At 69.6% G+C, this 17,101-nt stretch carries 13 protein-coding genes and 1 pseudogene; 10 read left to right on the plus strand and 4 right to left on the minus strand.

All coding sequences use genetic code 11. The features are described 5' to 3' along the window. Positions 1-9 precede the first annotated feature (9 nt). The 3 genes from LGR69_RS11840 to LGR69_RS11850 all read left to right on the plus strand — a co-directional run bounded on the left by LGR69_RS11840 (position 10) and on the right by LGR69_RS11850 (position 2,690). Entirely contained in the window at positions 10-1,683 is a 1,674-nt protein-coding gene (locus tag LGR69_RS11840) for a ribonuclease J (RefSeq protein WP_007560730.1), read from the plus strand. Between the two features lie 270 nt (positions 1,684-1,953). After that, positions 1,954-2,358: a methylmalonyl-CoA epimerase gene (gene mce / locus LGR69_RS11845; RefSeq protein ID WP_007560728.1), complete on the plus strand. Its 405-nt coding sequence runs from the start codon at positions 1,954-1,956 to the stop codon at positions 2,356-2,358. Beyond that, the gene (locus tag LGR69_RS11850; RefSeq protein ID WP_007560726.1) at positions 2,355-2,690 is read left to right on the plus strand and encodes a DUF1467 family protein; all 336 of its coding nucleotides are present in this window, start codon (positions 2,355-2,357) and stop codon (positions 2,688-2,690) included. The genes mce and LGR69_RS11850 overlap by 4 nt, the downstream gene beginning before the upstream one ends. A 31-nt stretch (positions 2,691-2,721) precedes the next feature. Here the strand turns inward: LGR69_RS11850 and LGR69_RS11855 are convergent, their stop codons facing one another. After that, positions 2,722-2,919 carry a hypothetical protein gene (locus tag LGR69_RS11855; protein WP_007560724.1) on the minus strand — a complete coding sequence of 66 codons (198 nt, stop codon included), beginning with the start codon at positions 2,917-2,919 and terminating at the stop codon, positions 2,722-2,724. 658 nt (positions 2,920-3,577) lie between these two features. On the opposite strand from LGR69_RS11855, the gene proS reads away from it, so the two are divergent. The 3 genes from proS to LGR69_RS11870 all read left to right on the plus strand — a co-directional run bounded on the left by proS (position 3,578) and on the right by LGR69_RS11870 (position 7,160). Further along, positions 3,578-4,903: a proline--tRNA ligase gene (gene proS / locus LGR69_RS11860; RefSeq protein WP_230366154.1), complete on the plus strand. Its 1,326-nt coding sequence runs from the start codon at positions 3,578-3,580 to the stop codon at positions 4,901-4,903. 231 nt (positions 4,904-5,134) lie between these two features. After that, positions 5,135-6,433: a lipoprotein-releasing ABC transporter permease subunit gene (locus LGR69_RS11865; RefSeq protein ID WP_007560720.1), complete on the plus strand. Its 1,299-nt coding sequence runs from the start codon at positions 5,135-5,137 to the stop codon at positions 6,431-6,433. A 13-nt stretch (positions 6,434-6,446) separates the two neighbouring features. Continuing rightward, positions 6,447-7,160: an ABC transporter ATP-binding protein gene (locus tag LGR69_RS11870; protein ID WP_007560718.1), complete on the plus strand. Its 714-nt coding sequence runs from the start codon at positions 6,447-6,449 to the stop codon at positions 7,158-7,160. Between the two features lie 12 nt (positions 7,161-7,172). On the opposite strand, the gene LGR69_RS11875 is transcribed toward LGR69_RS11870, so the two are convergent. Further along, positions 7,173-7,832, minus strand: coding sequence for a hypothetical protein (locus LGR69_RS11875; protein ID WP_230366155.1), 660 nt, complete (start codon positions 7,830-7,832; stop codon positions 7,173-7,175). Between the two features lie 350 nt (positions 7,833-8,182). On the opposite strand from LGR69_RS11875, the gene LGR69_RS11880 reads away from it, so the two are divergent. After that, positions 8,183-8,644, plus strand: a complete 462-nt coding sequence (locus LGR69_RS11880; RefSeq protein ID WP_230366156.1) for a hypothetical protein — start codon at positions 8,183-8,185, stop codon at positions 8,642-8,644. A 61-nt stretch (positions 8,645-8,705) separates the two neighbouring features. Here the strand turns inward: LGR69_RS11880 and LGR69_RS11885 are convergent, their stop codons facing one another. Beyond that, on the minus strand, positions 8,706-10,019 hold the full coding sequence (locus tag LGR69_RS11885) for a glycosyltransferase (RefSeq protein ID WP_230366157.1): 1,314 nt from the start codon (positions 10,017-10,019) through the stop codon (positions 8,706-8,708). A 515-nt stretch (positions 10,020-10,534) separates the two neighbouring features. Here LGR69_RS11885 and dnaE point away from each other — a divergent pair. Then, positions 10,535-14,035 (plus strand): DNA polymerase III subunit alpha, encoded by a 3,501-nt coding sequence (dnaE, locus tag LGR69_RS11890; protein ID WP_230366158.1) that lies wholly within the window; start codon positions 10,535-10,537, stop codon positions 14,033-14,035. A 223-nt stretch (positions 14,036-14,258) separates the two neighbouring features. Here the strand turns inward: dnaE and LGR69_RS11895 are convergent. Continuing rightward, positions 14,259-14,933: pseudogene (locus tag LGR69_RS11895) on the minus strand (L,D-transpeptidase). A 100-nt stretch (positions 14,934-15,033) separates the two neighbouring features. On the opposite strand from LGR69_RS11895, the gene LGR69_RS11900 reads away from it, so the two are divergent. Beyond that, positions 15,034-15,945 (plus strand): LysR family transcriptional regulator, encoded by a 912-nt coding sequence (locus LGR69_RS11900; protein ID WP_230366236.1) that lies wholly within the window; start codon positions 15,034-15,036, stop codon positions 15,943-15,945. Between the two features lie 195 nt (positions 15,946-16,140). Further along, a complete protein-coding gene (locus tag LGR69_RS11905; protein ID WP_007560704.1) occupies positions 16,141-17,055 on the plus strand; it encodes a manganese catalase family protein in 915 nt (304 codons plus the stop codon). The last annotated feature ends 46 nt before the right edge of the window (positions 17,056-17,101 follow it).

Consider the following 17,101-nt stretch of genomic DNA (forward strand, 5'->3'; position numbering starts at 1 on the left):
CGACGACAGATGGTGATGGGACAGGAGGAGCTGGTCTTCCTGCCGCTCGGCGGCGTGGGCGAGATCGGGATGAATGCGGCCCTCTACGGGTTCGGCCCGGAGAAGGGCCGGAAGTGGATCATGGTCGATTGCGGCATGGGCTTCGCCGGCGAGGAGCAGATGCCGGGGATCGACCTGATGTTCCCCGATCTCTCCTTCATCGAGGAGAAGCGGAAGGACCTGCTGGGGATCTTCATCACCCACGCGCATGAGGACCATATCGGGGCGATCTCGGAGCTGTGGCCGCGCCTCAAGGTGCCGGTCTACGCGACGCGCTTCGCCAAGAACCTGCTGGAGACGCGCCGCCTTTCCGAGCCCGGCGCCCCGAAGGTCGAGCTGCGCGAGGTGAAGCCCGGCCGGCGCGTCACCGTCGGCCCGTTCGAGATCGACTACATCCCGGTCTCGCACTCGATCCCCGAGTCGAACGCCATCGCGATCCGCACCGCCGCGGGCCTGGTGGTCCATACCGGCGACTGGAAGATCGACCCGACCCCGGTGGCCGGCGACATCACCTCGCCGGAGGCGTTCACGGCGCTCGGTGACGAGGGCATCCTGGCGCTGGTCTGCGACTCGACCAACGTGGTCCGCGAGGGCTTCTCGCCGAGCGAGAAGGAGGTTGCCGCAACCCTCAAGACCCTGATCGCGGATTCGCCCCACCGGGTCGCGGTCACCACCTTCGCGTCGAACGTCGCCCGCATCCGCGCGGTGGCCGAGGCGGCCGCCGCGTGTGGGCGCGAGGTCGTCGCGGTCGGCCGGGCCATGGACCGGGTGATCGACGTGGCGCGCGAGTGCGGCTACCTCGACGGCCTGCCCGAGTTCCGCCGGTCGGATTCCTGGAAGAACCTGCCCCGCGAACGGGTCGTGGCCCTGCTCACCGGCTCGCAGGGCGAGCCGCGGGCGGCGCTCGCCCGGGTCTCCCGCCGGGACCATCCGGATATCAGCCTGGCCGCCGGCGACCGGGTGATCTTCTCCTCCCGGGCAATCCCCGGCAACGAGCGCGATGTCGGGTCGATCATCAACGATCTGGTCGAGCAGGGCGTCGAGGTCATCACCGACCGGACCGAGCTGGTCCACGTCTCCGGCCATCCCCGGCGGGACGAGATGGTCGAGATGTACAAGTGGACCCGGCCGGGCACCGCGATTCCGGTCCACGGCGAGGCTCTGCACCTCGACGAGCATGCCCGCTTCGCCCGGGCCCAGGGTGTCCAGAACGTGGTCAAGGCCCGCAACGGCAGCCTCGTCCGCCTCAGCCCCGGCAAGCCCGAGGTCATCGATCACGTGAAGGCGGGCCGCCTGTACAAGGACGGCAACGTCCTGATCGACGAGAAGGACCGGGCGATCCCGGAGCGGCGCAAGCTAATGCAAGCCGGCCTGGTCTCGGTGGCGATCGCCATCGACGAGGACGGCGTCGTGCTGGGCGATCCGGCGGTGGACATCATCGGCCTGCCCAACCGCGGCCGTTCCGGCGAGCCGCTGATCGAGACGGTGGTCGATGCGGTCTCGCGCACCCTGTCGGGGATGTCGCGCGGCAAGCTCAAGGACTCGGAGGGCGTCGAGAAGACGGTCGACCGGGCCGTGCGCACGGCCGTCAACGAGGTCTGGGGCAAGAAGCCCGCCTGCCACGTGCAGGTCGTCGAGGTGTGACACTGGTTGCCGACCCGACGGCGCTCTAGTGTCTCGGGCGTGGGATGAACCGGCTTGTCTGACGACAGCCGGACGCTGCGCAGGTCCCCTCTCCCGATCGGGAGAGGGACAGGGTGAGGGGGCAGGATCTTCCGGACAGGGCGGGATCCCTCACCCCGACCCTCTCCGGCACGGGAGGGGGGGCACGTGGCGTCAGCTCGCAGTGGCTGAGCCGCAGCCCGAACAAGACGCTCTCGGAAAGAGGGCTTCGATGGTGGGAGGAATCAAAAAATGATCGGGCGGCTCAATCACGTGGCCATCGCTGTGCAGGATCTCGACGCCGCCTGCGCGGTCTATCGCGACACGCTGGGCGCCACGCTCACGCCGCCGCTGCCGCAGCCCGAGCACGGCGTCACGGTGGTGTTCGTCGAACTGCCGAACAGCAAGATCGAGCTGATGGCGCCGCTCGGCGAGGGCTCGCCGATCGAGGCCTTCGTGGCCCGCAATCCGGGCGGCGGCATCCACCACGTCTGCTACGAGGTCGACGACATCCTGGCCGCCCGCGACCGGCTGAAGGCGCAGGGCGCCCGGGTGCTCGGCACTGGCGAGCCGCGGATCGGCGCCCATGGCAAGCCGGTCCTGTTCCTGCACCCCAAGGACTTTCTCGGCACGCTGGTCGAGCTGGAGCAGGTGTGAGCCGGATCCTGACCACGCTGACGCGCTCGACCCCGGCGACCCTGGTCGCCGTGGCCGTGCTCGTGGCCGCCTTCGTGGCCGTCGGGGTGAGCCAGTTCCGGCTCACCATCGGCGGGGCGATAGCGCTCTACTTCGTCGTGTGGTGGACGCTGCTCTTCGCGGTGCTGCCCCTGCGCAACCAGCCCGAGACCCGGCCCGGGCACGTGGTTCCGGGACAGGATCTCGGCGCTCCGGCCTCCCCGCGGCTGCGCGAGAAGGCGATCTGGACGACGCTGGTCGCCGGTGTCGCCTTCCTGGCCGCTCTGGCGGTGTTCCCGCTGACGGGATTGTAGGGCAGGGGCACCTACGGAGGACGGCCGGTCCCTACAGCAGCGTCCCGGAAGACGACCGCACCGTCAGCGACTTGCCCGCCCGCGAGACGAGATGGGCGAAGGCGAGGGCGGCCGCGGAGGCCTGTGCGGCCGACGGGAAGGTCCGGTGCGATTCAGCGACCGTCTCGTCGGCTTCGTTGAGCAGGACCCAGGACCAGAGATGCTCGGCCTGGCGGATCTGAAAATGCATGGCGGGCTCACCCGGTAAGGTCCATGCCCCAGCATGCGCCGCAAAAAGGTGTTGCGGGTTAATGGCTTGCGCCGGCAAAGTCCAATAGTCGACAAACCATCGACTTGTTCGCGCTTTCACCGCTCTTCACAGCATGCCGATTGCCGCAGGCAGGCAACGCGCCCTGATCGGCAGGCAAGACTCGCGGCTGATGAGCTGGTTGGCGCCGTATTCAGGCCCCGCGCCTCGGTCGAAGGATCGGAGGCGCCGCCGCGAAGGATGTCCAACAACAAAAAAAGCAAAGCCCGAGGCCTTGCTTTTCAAGCTGCAGTGGCTCGACCTTTAATTGTCCTACGCATTGCCTGCGTGGCGGTCGGTTTTCCTCCCGAGACTCGGACCCTGCGCCGCCTCTTGCGGGCGTCGCAAACATCACGCCCCGCTTATAGGAACAACAATTCGTGTTGTCACCGGGTCTGCGAGAAAAATCTGCGCTTTCTTGCCGGCAAATGGGCAGATCGATTCCGATTGCGGCATCGGGCCCGACCGGCCGGCCCGTGGCGGCGCGGCCCGATTAGGCCGCGCCGTGATCCGACGGTGCTTGTAATTTGCGGCCCCGGCGTGTTGTGTGCCCTCGCGCCGCGGTTCCTCCCGGCCCGATCCAGGCCAAGACTCGGAAAACATGCGTCTTTCTCGCTACTTCATGCCGACCTTGCGCGAGACGCCCAAGGAAGCCGAGATCGTCTCCCACCGGTTGATGCTGCGCGCCGGCCTGGTGCGTCAGGAGGCGGCTGGGATCTACGCCTGGTTGCCCCTCGGCCTGCGGGTGCTGGAGCGCGTCTGCGCGGTGATCCGCCGGGAGCAGGATCGCTCCGGCGCCATCGAGATCCTGATGCCGACCGTCCAGTCGGCCGAGCTGTGGCGGGAATCCGGGCGCTACGACGCCTACGGCAAGGAGATGCTGCGCCTGAAGGACCGGCACGACCGCGAGATGCTCTACGGCCCGACCGCCGAGGAGATGGTCACGGAGATCTTCCGGGCGAGCGTGCGCTCCTACAAGGACCTGCCCAAGAACCTCTACCAGATCTCGTGGAAGTTCCGGGACGAGGTGCGGCCGCGCTTCGGCACGATGCGCTCGCGCGAGTTCCTGATGAAGGACGCCTATTCGTTCGACTTCGACCAGGCCGGGGCGCGCCACGCCTATAACCGCATGTTCGTGGCCTACCTGCGCACCTTCGCGGGGCTCGGTCTCCGGGCGATCCCGATGCGCGCCGATACCGGCCCGATCGGCGGCGACCTGTCTCACGAGTTCATCATCCTGGCCAAGACCGGCGAGAGCGAGGTGTTCTGCGACCGGGCCTATCTCGATTTCGAGACCCCGCCCGAGACGGTGGATTTCGACGACGTGGCCGCGCTCCAGGGCATCGTCGACGCCTGGACCTCGCATTACGCCGCCACCGACGAGATCCACGAGCCGGAGGCCTTCGCGGAGGTGCCGGAGGAGAACCGCCTGAGCGCCCGCGGCATCGAGGTCGGGCACATCTTCTATTTCGGCACCAAGTATTCCGAGCCGATGGGCGCCAAGGTCGCCGGGCCGGACGGGATCGAGCGGCCGGTCCATATGGGCTCCTACGGCATCGGCCCGAGCCGGCTGGTGGCCGCGATCGTCGAGGCCAGCCACGACGAGGCCGGGATCATCTGGCCGGATGCGGTGGCGCCCTTCGACGTGGCGCTGATCAACCTCAAGGTCGGCGATGCCGGCACCGACACCGCCTGCGCGCAGATCCAGGCGGAGCTCGAGGCCGCCGGCCTGTCTGTGCTCTACGACGACCGCGACGAGCGCCCGGGCGCGAAATTCGCCACCGCCGACCTGATCGGCCTGCCCTGGCAGGTGATCGTCGGGCCGAAGGGCCTGGCCGACGGCAAGGTCGAGTTGAAGCGGCGCGCCGGGGGCGAGCGCGAGAGCCTCGCCACCGTCGACCTGCTGGCCCGCATCCGCCGCGTCTGACCGCTCGGCTGCGGGGCGAGCGGCTCCGGAGCGCTGCCGGCCAACGCGGATCCCGGTTCGGCGCCGGCGAGCGCATCGCGACACCGCCTGCGCGCCGTTTCCGATTGCAACACGATCGGGAACGGCTCTAGGCAGCATTGCGAGCAGCAATTCTGCTTCAATCCGTGTTCATGCATCATTTTCGCCGCGGGAGCGGCGACAGCGCGGTCAATGGTGCTTAGGGCTAATCCGATGACGGGAGCAGCGGCGATCGACCGGGTGAGGAGCTTCGCGGCCTCCTTCCGCGAGGGCACGGCCCCGTTCGCGCCGTTCGAGTGGATCATTGCCGGCCGCTACCTGCGGGCGCGCCGCCGGGGCGGCGGCGTCTCGGTGGTCGCGTTCTTCTCCGTGCTCGGCATCGCGCTCGGCGTCGCCACCCTGATCATCGTGCTCTCGGTGATGAACGGGTTCCGGGCGGAGCTGCTCTCCAAGATCGTCGGCATCAACGGGCACCTGTTCGCCACCCCGATCGACCGGCCGTTCAACGATTGGGTCGACCTGTCGGAGCGCCTCTCGAAGGTGGCCGGCGTGCGCGCCGCGGTGCCGCTGGTGGAAGGCCAGGCCTTCGCCTCGTCGCAGTTCGGCGGCTCCGGCGTGATCGTGCGCGGCGTGCGCGCCGCCGATCTCGACGCGCTCGCCGCGGTGTCGAGCGCGATCCGGGGCGGCACCCTGGAGGGGTTCGACGACGGCAGCGGCGTCCTGATCGGCCGGCGCCTCGCGGATTCCCTGGGCCTCCAGGCCGGGGACAACATCACGCTGGTGACGCCGAAGGGCTCGTCCACGCCCTTCGGCACGGCGCCCCGCACCAAGAGCTACGCGGTCAAGGCGGTGTTCGAGGTCGGCATGACCGAGTTCGACCAGACCTTCGTGTTCATGCCGCTCACCGAGGCGCAGGCGTTCTTCAACCGGGAGAGCGACGTCAGCATGATCGAGATCTACGTCGACAAGCCCGATCAGGTCGGCGAGATGCGCGAGCCCCTGGAGATGGCGGCCGAGCGCCCGGTGCTGCTCACCGATTGGCGGCAGCGCAACCGCACCTTCTTCGGGGCGCTGGAGGTCGAGCGCAACGTGATGTTCCTGATCCTCAGCCTGATCGTCGTCGTGGCGACGCTCAACATCGTCTCGGGCCTGATCCTGCTCGTGCGCGACAAGTCGAGCGACATCGCGATCCTGCGCACCATGGGGGCGACCCCGGGCACGATCATGCGTGTGTTCCTGATCAACGGCGCGCTGATCGGCCTGGTCGGCACCCTGAGCGGCCTCGGGCTCGGGGTCCTGATCACCCTGAACATCAAGCCGATCCAGCATGTGCTGTTTCCCGGCGCCTGGGATCCGACCGTGCGGTTCCTCGCCGAGATCCCGGCCCAGATGAACCCGAAGGAGATCACCGCCGTGGTGATCACCGCGCTCCTGCTGTCGCTCGCGGCGACGCTCTATCCCTCCTGGCGTGCCGCCCGGCTCGATCCGGTGCAGGCCCTGCGCTACGGCTGACGGTCCGCACCCCATGAGCGATGCAAGCCAGCCCGCCGGCACTCCGCCGGTGCCGGCCCTGTTCTTTGCCCGCGTCGAGCGGCGCTACCCGCAGGCCGAAGGGGCCCTGGAGATCCTGCGCGGGGCCGACCTCGCGATCTGGCCCGGGGAGCTCGTGGCCCTGGTGGCACCCTCGGGCGCCGGCAAGTCCACGCTCCTGCACCTCGCGGGCCTGCTGGAGCGGCCCGACGGCGGCGAGGTCTATATCGGCGGGCGGCCCACGGCCGCGATGCCGGATGCCGAGCGCACCCGCCTGCGCCGCGAGGAGATGGGCTTCGTCTACCAGTTCCACCATCTGCTTCCGGAATTCTCGGCGCTCGAGAACGTGGTGATGCCGCAGCTGATCCGGGGCCTCGGCCGGGCGGAGGCCAAGGCCCGCGCCACCGAGCTCCTGAGCTTCCTGGGCCTCAAGGAGCGCCTGCCGCATCGCCCGGCCGAGCTGTCGGGGGGCGAGCAGCAGCGCGTCGCCATCGCCCGGGCGGTGGCCAACGGCCCGCGGCTGCTGCTCGCCGACGAGCCCACCGGCAATCTCGACCCCGGCACGGCCGGCCACGTCTTCTCGGTGTTGATGTCGCTGGTGCGGGCCTCGGGCCTCGCGGCCCTGGTCGCCACGCACAATCTGGACCTCGCCGCCCGCATGGACCGCCGGGTGACGATCCGCGACGGGCTGATCACACCGCTGGAGTGAGGGCGGCGTCCCTCATCGACACTTGAGCTGGTAGCGGCGCGCGACGAGACCTCCCGACGATGCGTCGAGGGAGAGGGTCGAGGCCGTACGGGCTTTGCGGCCCGAGCCGCCGTCGCAACTGTCGGTGAACACATCCCGGAGGACCTGCCCCGGCGTCGCGAGCCCGGTGGCGGGGTCGAGCTTGACGACGGTGACCGCGGTGACGCTCTCGCCCATGTTGTAGGCGCCGGATTCAAGCAGCACCTCGCTGCGTCCGTCGCGATCGACATCGGCCGCCGCGACGAGCCGCTGATACTGGACGTCCTTGGGAAGGCGGAAGAAGCGCGCCTTCATGCCGTCGCCGACCACGACGAGGACCGGTGCCGCCGCATCCGGAAACGGGTCGCTGGCCACAGGCGCCTTCTCCTGGATGAGATAGGCGCGCTCGCGGCCGTCCGCCCGCGTGAACGCACCGGCGGCCGAGCCCAGCACCACGAAATCGGTGCCCAGTTCCATGCGCAGGGCCTTCGGCGCCTCCTCCGCCATGATCCGCGCCAGCCGGACCCGCTCGTCCGGCAACACCGAAGGCTCGGCATCCCGGAAGCCGCTATCCCGATAATCCACGATGACATCCGCGGCGTAGGCGCCGTGCGCCAGACCCAGCACCATGACACTCGACAGCAGGCGGATCACCGCAACCTCCCGATGAGACGATCGTGGATCGACGCACCACGACCCTGGAAAAAACCCCGCGCCCAGCGCTCGGCCTCCGGCGTCGGCACGCGAGTCACGGTGAGCCGCATCATCGCGCGGTCGGGCCGCATGTCCAGCGATGCAGGACCATAGTCTCCATTCGCCGGCCGTCGGCGGCGTCCGTCTCGGAGATCCGGCCGAGATCCGGCAGCCTTTGCAGGGCCCCGTGCGGGTTTGGCGGGCAAAGGTGTCTCCGCTCGCGGACAAATTCGGCCGGCATCGACCCGCGCAGGAGGGCGCGCTAGGCTCGGGGCATGCAGGTCGGACGAGAGCCGGGATCGGGAGAGGCGGTGACGGATCGATCCCATGCCGCCGCCGGTCCCGATCCGGTGTGTTCGGGGATCGCGCGGGTCAGCCGGCACTTGCGCCGCCTGGAGGCCCTGGCCGCACGGCATCGCTTCCGCAAACGGGTCGTCCGCGCCCTGCGCGGCGGGGCGGGGGGTGGCACCAGCCTCCTCGTCCTGATGAAGGCCAAGATCGTGGGTTCGTTGGCCGGGAAGCTCGCGATTGCCGCGTTGGTCGGGCTCGGCCTCGCTTGGCCGTTCGCGGCGTTGGCCATCCTCACCGTCGTCGTCGCGGTGGCGTCGATCCTCAGCTGCGAGCCCACGGACCTCGACGGCTGCGACTGCAGGCGCCCCAACGCCCGACGCGAACGGCTCACGGCGCTGATCGAGCAGCGCCGGGCGTGGCTCGCCGCCCCCTCAGGGACGGTGCCGAGCATCCGGACCTTTTGGATGCCCCGGCGCACCTGATCGCCAAGCGTATCGCTGATACGGCCGGGGCGATCTCACGCGACCCCGATGGCGAAACCCCTCACCGGCGGGCGGCCTGCGCGGCGTTCCGCCCGGATCCGCGTTCGGCCTCCAGGAACGCCAACGCCTCGACCCTGTCGCAGGCTGCGCCGATCGCGTCGGGGCCCTCGGCCATGCGCGCCTTGGCCCGGGCGCAGGCGCGCGTCACGGCCGGATCGGACAGCAGGCGACCGAGGATGCGGGCGGCCCGGGCCGGCCGGAAGGCCCGGCGGCTCAAGGTCGCGCCCAGCCTCCGATCCTTGAGGCGCTGCCCCTCGTCGAAATGGTCGAACGCGACCGGGACCACGAGCTGCGGGATGCCCGCCGCCAGGGCCTGCGCCACCGTGCCGACGCCGCCATGGTGGACCAGGGCCGCGCTGCGGGGCAGCAGCGCGCTCAGGGGGGCGTAGGGCAGGTGGATGATCCCGGGCGGCAGCGGCTTCGGGATCTGGCCGTCCTGGGGGGCGAGCAGCACGCCGCGCCGGCCCATCCGGCGGCAGACCGCCAAGGCGGTCTCGAAGAAGGACGCCCCCTGGCGCATCGCCGAGCCGTAGGTGAACACGAGCGGCGCGTCGCCGGCGGCCAGGAAGGCCTCGAGCTCCGGGGGCATCGCCGGCACGTCGCCGAACCGGTCGACCAGCGGGAAGCCGAGCTGCACCGCCTGGGCCGGCCAGTCCGCCTGGGGGGCGGCGTACCAGTCCGGGAACATCAGCAGCATGCGGGTCGGGCTGTTCCACCAGTGTCGCAGCCGGGCGACCGGATCGAGGCCAAGCCGCGCGCGCAGGGCGTTCAGGGGCGGAAGCGTGAACGGGCCGACCGCCACCGTGTCGGCCCCCTGGTTGAGCCAGGCGCGCGCGGCCGCCGGGAGGATCCGGGGCAGCGGCAGCCCGGGCAGCCGGGGCGGATCGGACCGGCTCTCGATCAGGAACGGCATCACGTGCAGCGTGGCGGACGGGATGTCGTAGAGTTCCTGCGCCAACCGCGCGCCCCAGGCCAGGGGCGAGGCGACGACGATCTGCTCGACCCCGCGCGCCCGGGTCGCCCCGAGCCAGAGGCAGGTCGTCTCGGCGACCTGCATGGCGAAGTCGAACATCGGGCGGAAGCCCCAGCGCGGATGCCAGAGTTCAGGCTGGTCGATGACGGACTCGTAATCGGCGGCCGAGCCGAGCGGCTGGAAAGCGAGGCCGGCGCGGCGCGCCATCGCCTCGAACGGGGCCGGTGCCGCCAGCGAGACCCCGTGCCCGCGGGCCAGAAGCGTGTGGCCCAGCGCGATGAACGGCAGCACGTCGCCATGCGTGCCGACGGCCACCAGTGCGACCTGGATCCGTCCCCCCATGTGTTGCGCGGGAATAGCCTGCTCCTTTGACCCCCCCGGTCAAATATCGAACGCCCGTATAGGCCGGCGGCATGCCAGGCCACCCGATCTGCATCAAGCCACTATTTGTTTACCACGTTTTAAAGCCGCAGGCGCCGCAGGCCCGAAGGCGCTTTCAACGGAACAAAACATGAACATAATGGGGCGGAACACGGGAGGCACGACGATGCTGAAGCGGTTGGTCCTGACCGGAATGGTCGAGTTCATGGCGTTCGGGATGCTGTTCGCGGCTGTCGGCGCCTGGGCGATAGCACTGGCACCCGTCCGTTAGCCGGGCTTTGCGTTTTGGCGCGCGGTTCCCGCCCGAAACGCCTTATGCACAGGCGATCGGCGCCCGGGCGCGGATTGTCCACAGCGGGCGGCCGAACTGGTGCCCCCGGAACACGACCGGTGGATATCGTCGCCGATGGCTTCGCCATACGTCGACTTGGCAAGGCCGAGCGGGGATGTTGGGCGACCCCTGAACAAGGTCGGCCATGCCACGCCAGCTCAAGGAGGTCGGATTCGTCCACCTCCACGTCCATTCATCCTATTCCCTTCTGGAAGGGGCGCTGAAAGTCGGCTCCCTGGTCAAGGCCGCGGTCGGCGACCGGCAGCCGGCCCTGGCCCTCACCGACACCAACAACCTGTTCGGGGCGCTGGAATTCTCCGAGAAGGCGGCCGGGGAGGGCGTCCAGCCGATCGCCGGGGTGCAGCTCTCGGTGGCGTTCGAGGCGGCCGACCCGCACCAGCGCGCGGCGCCGACGAGCCACGGGGTCGTGCTGCTCGCCCAGGACGAGGCCGGCTATGCCAACCTGCTGCGGCTGGCCAGCCGCGCCTATTTCGACACGGCGCTCGGCGAGGCGCCGCGGGTCGAAGCCGCCGCCCTGGCCGAGTGCGGCACCGGCCTGATCGCGCTCACCGGCGGCCTGTCCGGACCCCTCGACGCGGCGTTCCGGGCTGGCCGGCCCGAGCTGGCCCTGAGCCGGCTGAAGCAGCTCAAGGCAGCCTTCGGCGAGGACCGGCTCTACGTCGAGATCCAGCGCCACGGCTTGCCCGAGGAGGCGCGGATCGAGACGGCACTTCTCGACCTCGCCGGCCGCCACGGCCTCGGGATCGCGGCGACCAACGAGCCGTTCTTCGCCAAGCCCGACGATTACGACGCCCATGACGCGCTGCTCGCCATCGCGGACGGGCGGCTGGTCTCGGACGAGCGGCGGCGCCGGGTCACCCCGCGCCACGCCTTCAAGACCCGCGCCGAGATGGCCGCGCTGTTCCACGATCTGCCGGACGCGCTCCAGGCCACGGTCGAGATCGCCATGCGCTGCGCCGTGCGGGCGCGGACCCGCAAGCCGATCCTGCCGAACTTTTCGAAGGTCGTGGCCGAGGCGATCGTCGAAGATCACGCCGGTGAACCCGGCGTTACGGCAGTGGCGAATGAACCGACCGAGCTGCGCCGCCAGGCCGAGGCCGGGCTGGAACTGCGGCTGAAGCAGCACGGCACGGCGCCGGGCTTCTCGGAGGACGATTACCGCAAGCGCCTCGCCTTCGAGCTCGACGTCATCGTCAAGATGAAGTTCCCGGGCTACTTCCTGATCGTCTCGGACTTCATCAAGTGGGCCAAGGACCACGACATTCCGGTGGGCCCGGGCCGCGGCTCCGGTGCCGGCTCGCTGGTGGCGTGGTCGCTGCTGATCACCGACCTCGACCCGCTCCGCTTCGGCCTGCTGTTCGAGCGCTTCCTCAACCCCGAGCGCGTCTCGATGCCGGATTTCGACATCGACTTCTGCGTCGAGGGCCGCGAGCGCGTGATCCGCTACGTTCAGCAGCGCTACGGCGAGCGGCAGGTCGGGCAGATCATCACCTTCGGTACGCTTCTCGCCCGCGGCGTGCTGCGCGATGTCGGCCGCGTGCTGGAGATGCCCTACGGGCAGGTCGACAAGCTGACCAAGCTCGTGCCGCAGAACCCGGCCAACCCGGTGACGCTCGCCCAGGCGATCGAGGGCGAGCCCAAGCTCCAGCAGGCCATGGAGGAGGAGCCGATCGTCGCCCGGCTCATCGACATCGCCAAGAAGCTCGAAGGCCTGCACCGCCACGCCTCGACCCACGCGGCCGGCGTGGTGATCGGCGACCGGCCCCTCGAGGAGCTGGTCCCGCTCTACCGAGACCCGAAGACCGGGATGCGGGTGACCCAGTTCAACATGAAGTGGGTCGAGCAGGCCGGCCTCGTGAAGTTCGACTTCCTGGGCCTCAAGACGCTCACCATGCTGCGGTGCTGCACCGACCTGCTGAAGCAGCGCGGCATCGAGATCGACCTGGCGAGCCTGCCGCTCGACGACAAGAACACCTACACGCCGATGGGCCGGGGCGAGACGGTCGGGGTATTCCAGGTGGAATCCGCCGGCATGCGCAAGGCGCTCTGCGAGATGCAGGCCGACCGGTTCGAGGACATCATCGCCCTCGTCGCCCTCTACCGGCCGGGCCCGATGGCCAACATCCCGGTCTATTGCGAGCGCAAGCTCGGCCGCGATGCCGGCAACGAGGCGTCCTGGTACCCGGATCCCAAGCTGGAGCCGATGCTGAAGGAGACCTTCGGCATCATCGTCTACCAGGAACAGGTGATGGAGATCGCCAAGGTCCTGGCCGGCTACTCGCTCGGCGAGGCCGACATGCTCCGGCGCGCCATGGGCAAGAAGATCCGCGCCGAGATGGATGCGCAGCGCGACCGGTTCCTCAAGGGCTGCACCGAGCGCGGGCTGACCAAGGCCAAGGCCAACGAGATCTTCGACCTCCTGGCCAAGTTCGCCGATTACGGCTTCAACAAGAGCCACGCGGCGGCCTACGCCCTGCTGACCTACCAGACCGGCTACCTGAAGGCGAACTACCCGGTCGAGTTCCTGGCCGCCGCCATGACGCTCGACATCGACAACACCGACAAGCTCGCCGAATTCCGCCAGGACGCGCAGCGCCTCAAGATCACGGTCGAGCCGCCCTCGATCAACACCTCCGGCGAGGTGTTCGAGGTGCGCGACGGCAAGATCTTCTACGCGCTCGCCGCCATCAAGGGCGTCGGCCGCGAGGCGGTGCGGGCGCTGGTGGAGGCCCGGGGCGACCGTCCGTTCAAGGACCTCGCCTGCCTGGCCCGCCGGCTCAACCCGCGGATGATCAACAAGCGCACCCTGGAGAGCCTGGTCCAGGCCGGGGCGCTGGACTGCATCGAGCCCGACCGGGCCCGGGCCTTCGCGGCGGTCGAGCCGATGATGAAGCTCGCCACCAGCGCCGCCGAGGCGGCCTCCACGGGGGTCACCGACATGTTCGGTGGCGTGGTCGCGGACGACGTGTCCCTGCGGATCCCGCCGCACGAGGTCTGGCCGATGGCCGACACGCTCAAGCGCGAATACACGGCGATCGGGTTCTTCGTCTCGGGCCACCCGCTCGACGAGTACGGCGACCTGCTGGACAAGCTGCGGGTGCAGAGCTGGGCCGATTTCTGCCGCTCGGTGCGGGCCGGGACCAGCAGCGTCGGCCGGGTCGCCGCCTCGGTGCTCGACCGGGCGGAGCGGCGCACCAAGACCGGCAACAAGATGGGCATCGTCACCCTGTCGGACCGGACCGCGCATTTCGAGGCGATCATCTTCTCCGAGGGCCTCGGCCAGTACCGCGACATCCTCGAGCCGGGCCGGCCCCTGGTGCTCCAGCTCCAGGCGAACCTGGAGGGCGAGGACGTGCGCGCCCGGATCCTGACCGCGGAACCCCTCGACCACGCGGTCGCCCGCCACCAGAAGGGCATCCGCATCCATCTCAGCGACCCGCGCGGGGTCGCGCCGGTGCAGCAGCGGCTGTCGATGCGGGGGGAGAGCGAGGTCTCGCTGATCCTCAAGCTCGACGGCGGCGACCGCGAGGTCGAGATCCGGCTCCCGGGCAAGTTCCAGGCCTCGCCCCAGCTCGCCGGCCAGCTCCGGACCGTGCCGGGGGTGGTGCAGGTGGAGGTGAGCTGACATCGGGCCGGAAGCCTGCTTGGCCGGCGATCCGTGGTCTTTGCGGAGGTCGGTCTAAGAATAGCCCCGTCATCCCGGGGCCGCGAAGCGGAGCCCGGGATCCAGAAACGTCGTCAGATCAACAACTTGCTCCGTCGGCGGCGCTGGATCCCGGGCTCGCCTGCGGCGCCCCGGGATGACAGGGCGAAGGCTGAAGCGTCCGCGGAAACATGGGATCAGCTGCCTAGCGCGCCGCCGATCTGGTCGCGGCCAGCACCACGGCCCGCGTCCCCACCGGCACGCGGCCGTAGAGGTCGATGATGTCCTGGTTCAGGAACCGGACGCAGCCCGAGGACACCATCGTGCCGATGGTGTGAGGCTCCGTCGTGCCGTGCAGGCGTTAGAGCGTGTCCTGGCCGTCCCGGTAGAGGTAGAGCGCCCGGGGCCCGAGGGGGTTGCCGGTGCCGCCCGGCAGTCCGCCGGCGAAGGGCCCGTAGCGCTGGGGCTCGCGCTGGATCATCGCCGGCGTCGGCGTCCAGCGCGGCCATTCGGCCTTGCGGGCGATGGTGGCCGGCCCGCGGAAGTTGAACGCCTCCTCCCGGCCGACGCCCACGCCGTAGCGGATCGCCCGTCCCTTCTCCCGCACGAGATAGGCGAAGCGCGCGCCCGGATCGACCACGACCGTGCCGGGGGGTTCGGCCGTGGCGTAGTCGACCTCCTGGCGCAGGAAGCGCGGGTCGATCCCCGTCAGGTCCACCGCCGGGACCGGGAAGGGCTCGCCGGGGAGGGCGGCATACATCGCGACAAAGGCGGGATCGACCGGTGGGCGCAGATCCGCCACCGGCGCCGTCTGCCGGGTGACGCAACCGGCCAGCAGAAGGGGCGTGCCTGCGAGCAGGGTCCGGCGGGTGAGGGTCATGGGTCGGCGATCTCGCGAAGGGTGCGGATCGAGAGAACCGCCACGCTGTCGCCCCGTCCAGCGGCTATGGGGTGATCGGACCCATAACCCGATGGCATCCATGGACCTGGCCCTCGCCCTGCGCGCCTTCCTCCGCACCGTCGAGCGCAGCTCCCTGAGCGCGGCGGCGCGGGATCTCGGCGTCTCGCAGCCGGCGGTCAGCAAGCATCTGCGCAACCTGGAGGCCCATATCGGCGCCCGCCTGCTGGAGCGCTCCGCCCGGCTGGTACGGCCGACGCCGCAGGGTCAGCGGCTCTATGAAGCGAGCCAGCCGGCTCTGGCCGCGATCGACGCGGCGCTGGAGGATGCCCGGACCGAGGCGGGCTCCGTCGAGGGTCGCTTGCGCCTGCACGCGCCCTCCTGCATCGGCGTGAAGCACCTGCATCCGATCGGGACGGCGTTCCAGGCGGAACACCCGCGGGTGACGGTGGATCTGGTGCTGGAGGATCGTGTGATCGATCTCGTGCACGAGGATTACGACCTCGCGCTCCGCTACGGCCGGCCGGAGGGCCAGGATCTCGTGGTCCGCCGACTCGGGTGGGTGCAGCGCATCCTGGTCGCCGCCCCCGCCTACCTGGCGCAGGCCGGCGGGATCGAGACGCCCGAGCAGCTCGCCACCTGCGCTCTCGTGGCGACCCGGGCGGCGGTCGATGCCCGCAGCGCCCTGATCCTGCATCGGGGCCGCGAGACCGTGACCGTCCCGGTGCAACCGGTGCTCCGCACCAACAACGCCGAGGTCTTGGTCGCGACCCTTCTGGCGGGGCGGGTAATGGGTCCGGTGCAGCACCTGCTGGTGGCCGATCACCTCGCGGCGGGCCGGCTCGTGCGCGTGCTCCCGGATTACGAGGTCCGCTCGACCGAGGCCTATCTGGTCTACCCGTCCGTGCGCCACATGCGCCCGGCGGTGCGCGCCTTCACCGATTTCGCCGTTCCGCGGATCCGCGCCGTGGAGGGGATGCATGCAAACGTGTGACGCGGGGACCGGCGGCCGGGCCAGCGACCATCACCTCCCGATACTGGGGCGCACGCAAGATTTTTTTCCGCTCTAACCCGCTTCGGAAGAAAAAGATTCCCCGCCGGGCACGGAAGAAGCCCGGTCGGCGGTCGGAACATGTGGGCGCCTCACCCGTAGGTTCCGAGCGCACCTCGCGCAAACGGAGCTGCCCGCATGTTCATGAAGATCGACCGCCTGCTCGCGGAGCTGCCGGAGCCCAAGAAGCCCGAGCCCAACGCAGCCGCCGCCCTGCAGGAACTGCTCGGCGGTAAGTACGGCGAGATGTCGACACTCGGGAACTACATGTTCCAGAGCTTCAATTTTCGTAACAAGACCAAGCTCCGCCCATTCTACAGCCTCGTCTCCAGCATTTTCGCCGAAGAGATCGGCCACGTCGAGCTGGTCTCGACCGGCATCGCCATGCTGAACAACGGCCCGGGCAACCCGGCCAAGGACGTCGACATCTCCAAGGCGCCCTTCGCCGAGATGCAGGATGTGCGTCTCGCCGGCAGCTTCCTGTCGAATGGCGGCGGCGCGATGCCGATGAATTCGAACGCCGCGTCCTGGAACATGGACATGGTCACGACCACCGGCAATCTGATCATCGACCTGCTGCACAACTTCCACCTGGAATGCGGTGCGCGCATCCACAAGCTGCGGGTCTACGAGACCATGAGCGAGCCGACCGGCCGTGAGGTCTGCGCGTATCTGCTGGTGCGCGGCTCGCTGCACGCGCACGCCTATGCGCTGGCCCTGAAGAAGCTGACCGGCGTCGAGATCGAGAAGATGCTGCCGACCCCGAACATCGACCTGTCGCGGGTGCCGGAGTGTCAGAAGTACCTCGACGAGGGCAAGCACCGCCGCCTCTACACCTTCAGCGAGGTCGATTATAAGGAAGCGGCCGGCGTCTGGTCGAACGACGAGGTGGCGCTGCCGGGTGATCCGCCGGGCAATCTCGAGGTGATCGACGGCGCCCCCGAGGGCGGCAAGATCCCCGAACTCGACGGCAATTACGGTGCCTTCGCGCCGGATTACGCGCCGGAAGAGATCTTCGAGATCGCCAGCAAGCTCTACAAGAAGGGCCGCTGAGCCCATCGAACCCGGCGTCGCCCCGCGCGGCGCCAAACCCTCCTAC

It is taken from the genome of Methylobacterium brachiatum (genome assembly GCF_020523825.1).
GTDB lineage: Bacteria > Pseudomonadota > Alphaproteobacteria > Rhizobiales > Beijerinckiaceae > Methylobacterium > Methylobacterium brachiatum.

Excerpts from the sequence above, each read along its gene's own strand:
- LGR69_RS11840 (WP_007560730.1), top strand. The coding sequence starts at position 10 with ATGGTGATGGGACAGGAGGAGCTGGTCTTCCTGCCGCTCGGCGGCGTG.
- mce (WP_007560728.1), top strand. The coding sequence starts at position 1,954 with ATGATCGGGCGGCTCAATCACGTGGCCATCGCTGTGCAGGATCTCGAC.
- LGR69_RS11855 (WP_007560724.1), bottom strand. The coding sequence starts at position 2,919 with ATGCATTTTCAGATCCGCCAGGCCGAGCATCTCTGGTCCTGGGTCCTG.
- proS (WP_230366154.1), top strand. The coding sequence starts at position 3,578 with ATGCGTCTTTCTCGCTACTTCATGCCGACCTTGCGCGAGACGCCCAAG.
- LGR69_RS11865 (WP_007560720.1), top strand. The coding sequence starts at position 5,135 with ATGACGGGAGCAGCGGCGATCGACCGGGTGAGGAGCTTCGCGGCCTCC.
- LGR69_RS11870 (WP_007560718.1), top strand. The coding sequence starts at position 6,447 with ATGAGCGATGCAAGCCAGCCCGCCGGCACTCCGCCGGTGCCGGCCCTG.
- LGR69_RS11885 (WP_230366157.1), bottom strand. The coding sequence starts at position 10,019 with ATGGGGGGACGGATCCAGGTCGCACTGGTGGCCGTCGGCACGCATGGC.
- dnaE (WP_230366158.1), top strand. The coding sequence starts at position 10,535 with ATGCCACGCCAGCTCAAGGAGGTCGGATTCGTCCACCTCCACGTCCAT.
- LGR69_RS11900 (WP_230366236.1), top strand. The coding sequence starts at position 15,034 with ATGGACCTGGCCCTCGCCCTGCGCGCCTTCCTCCGCACCGTCGAGCGC.
- LGR69_RS11905 (WP_007560704.1), top strand. The coding sequence starts at position 16,141 with ATGTTCATGAAGATCGACCGCCTGCTCGCGGAGCTGCCGGAGCCCAAG.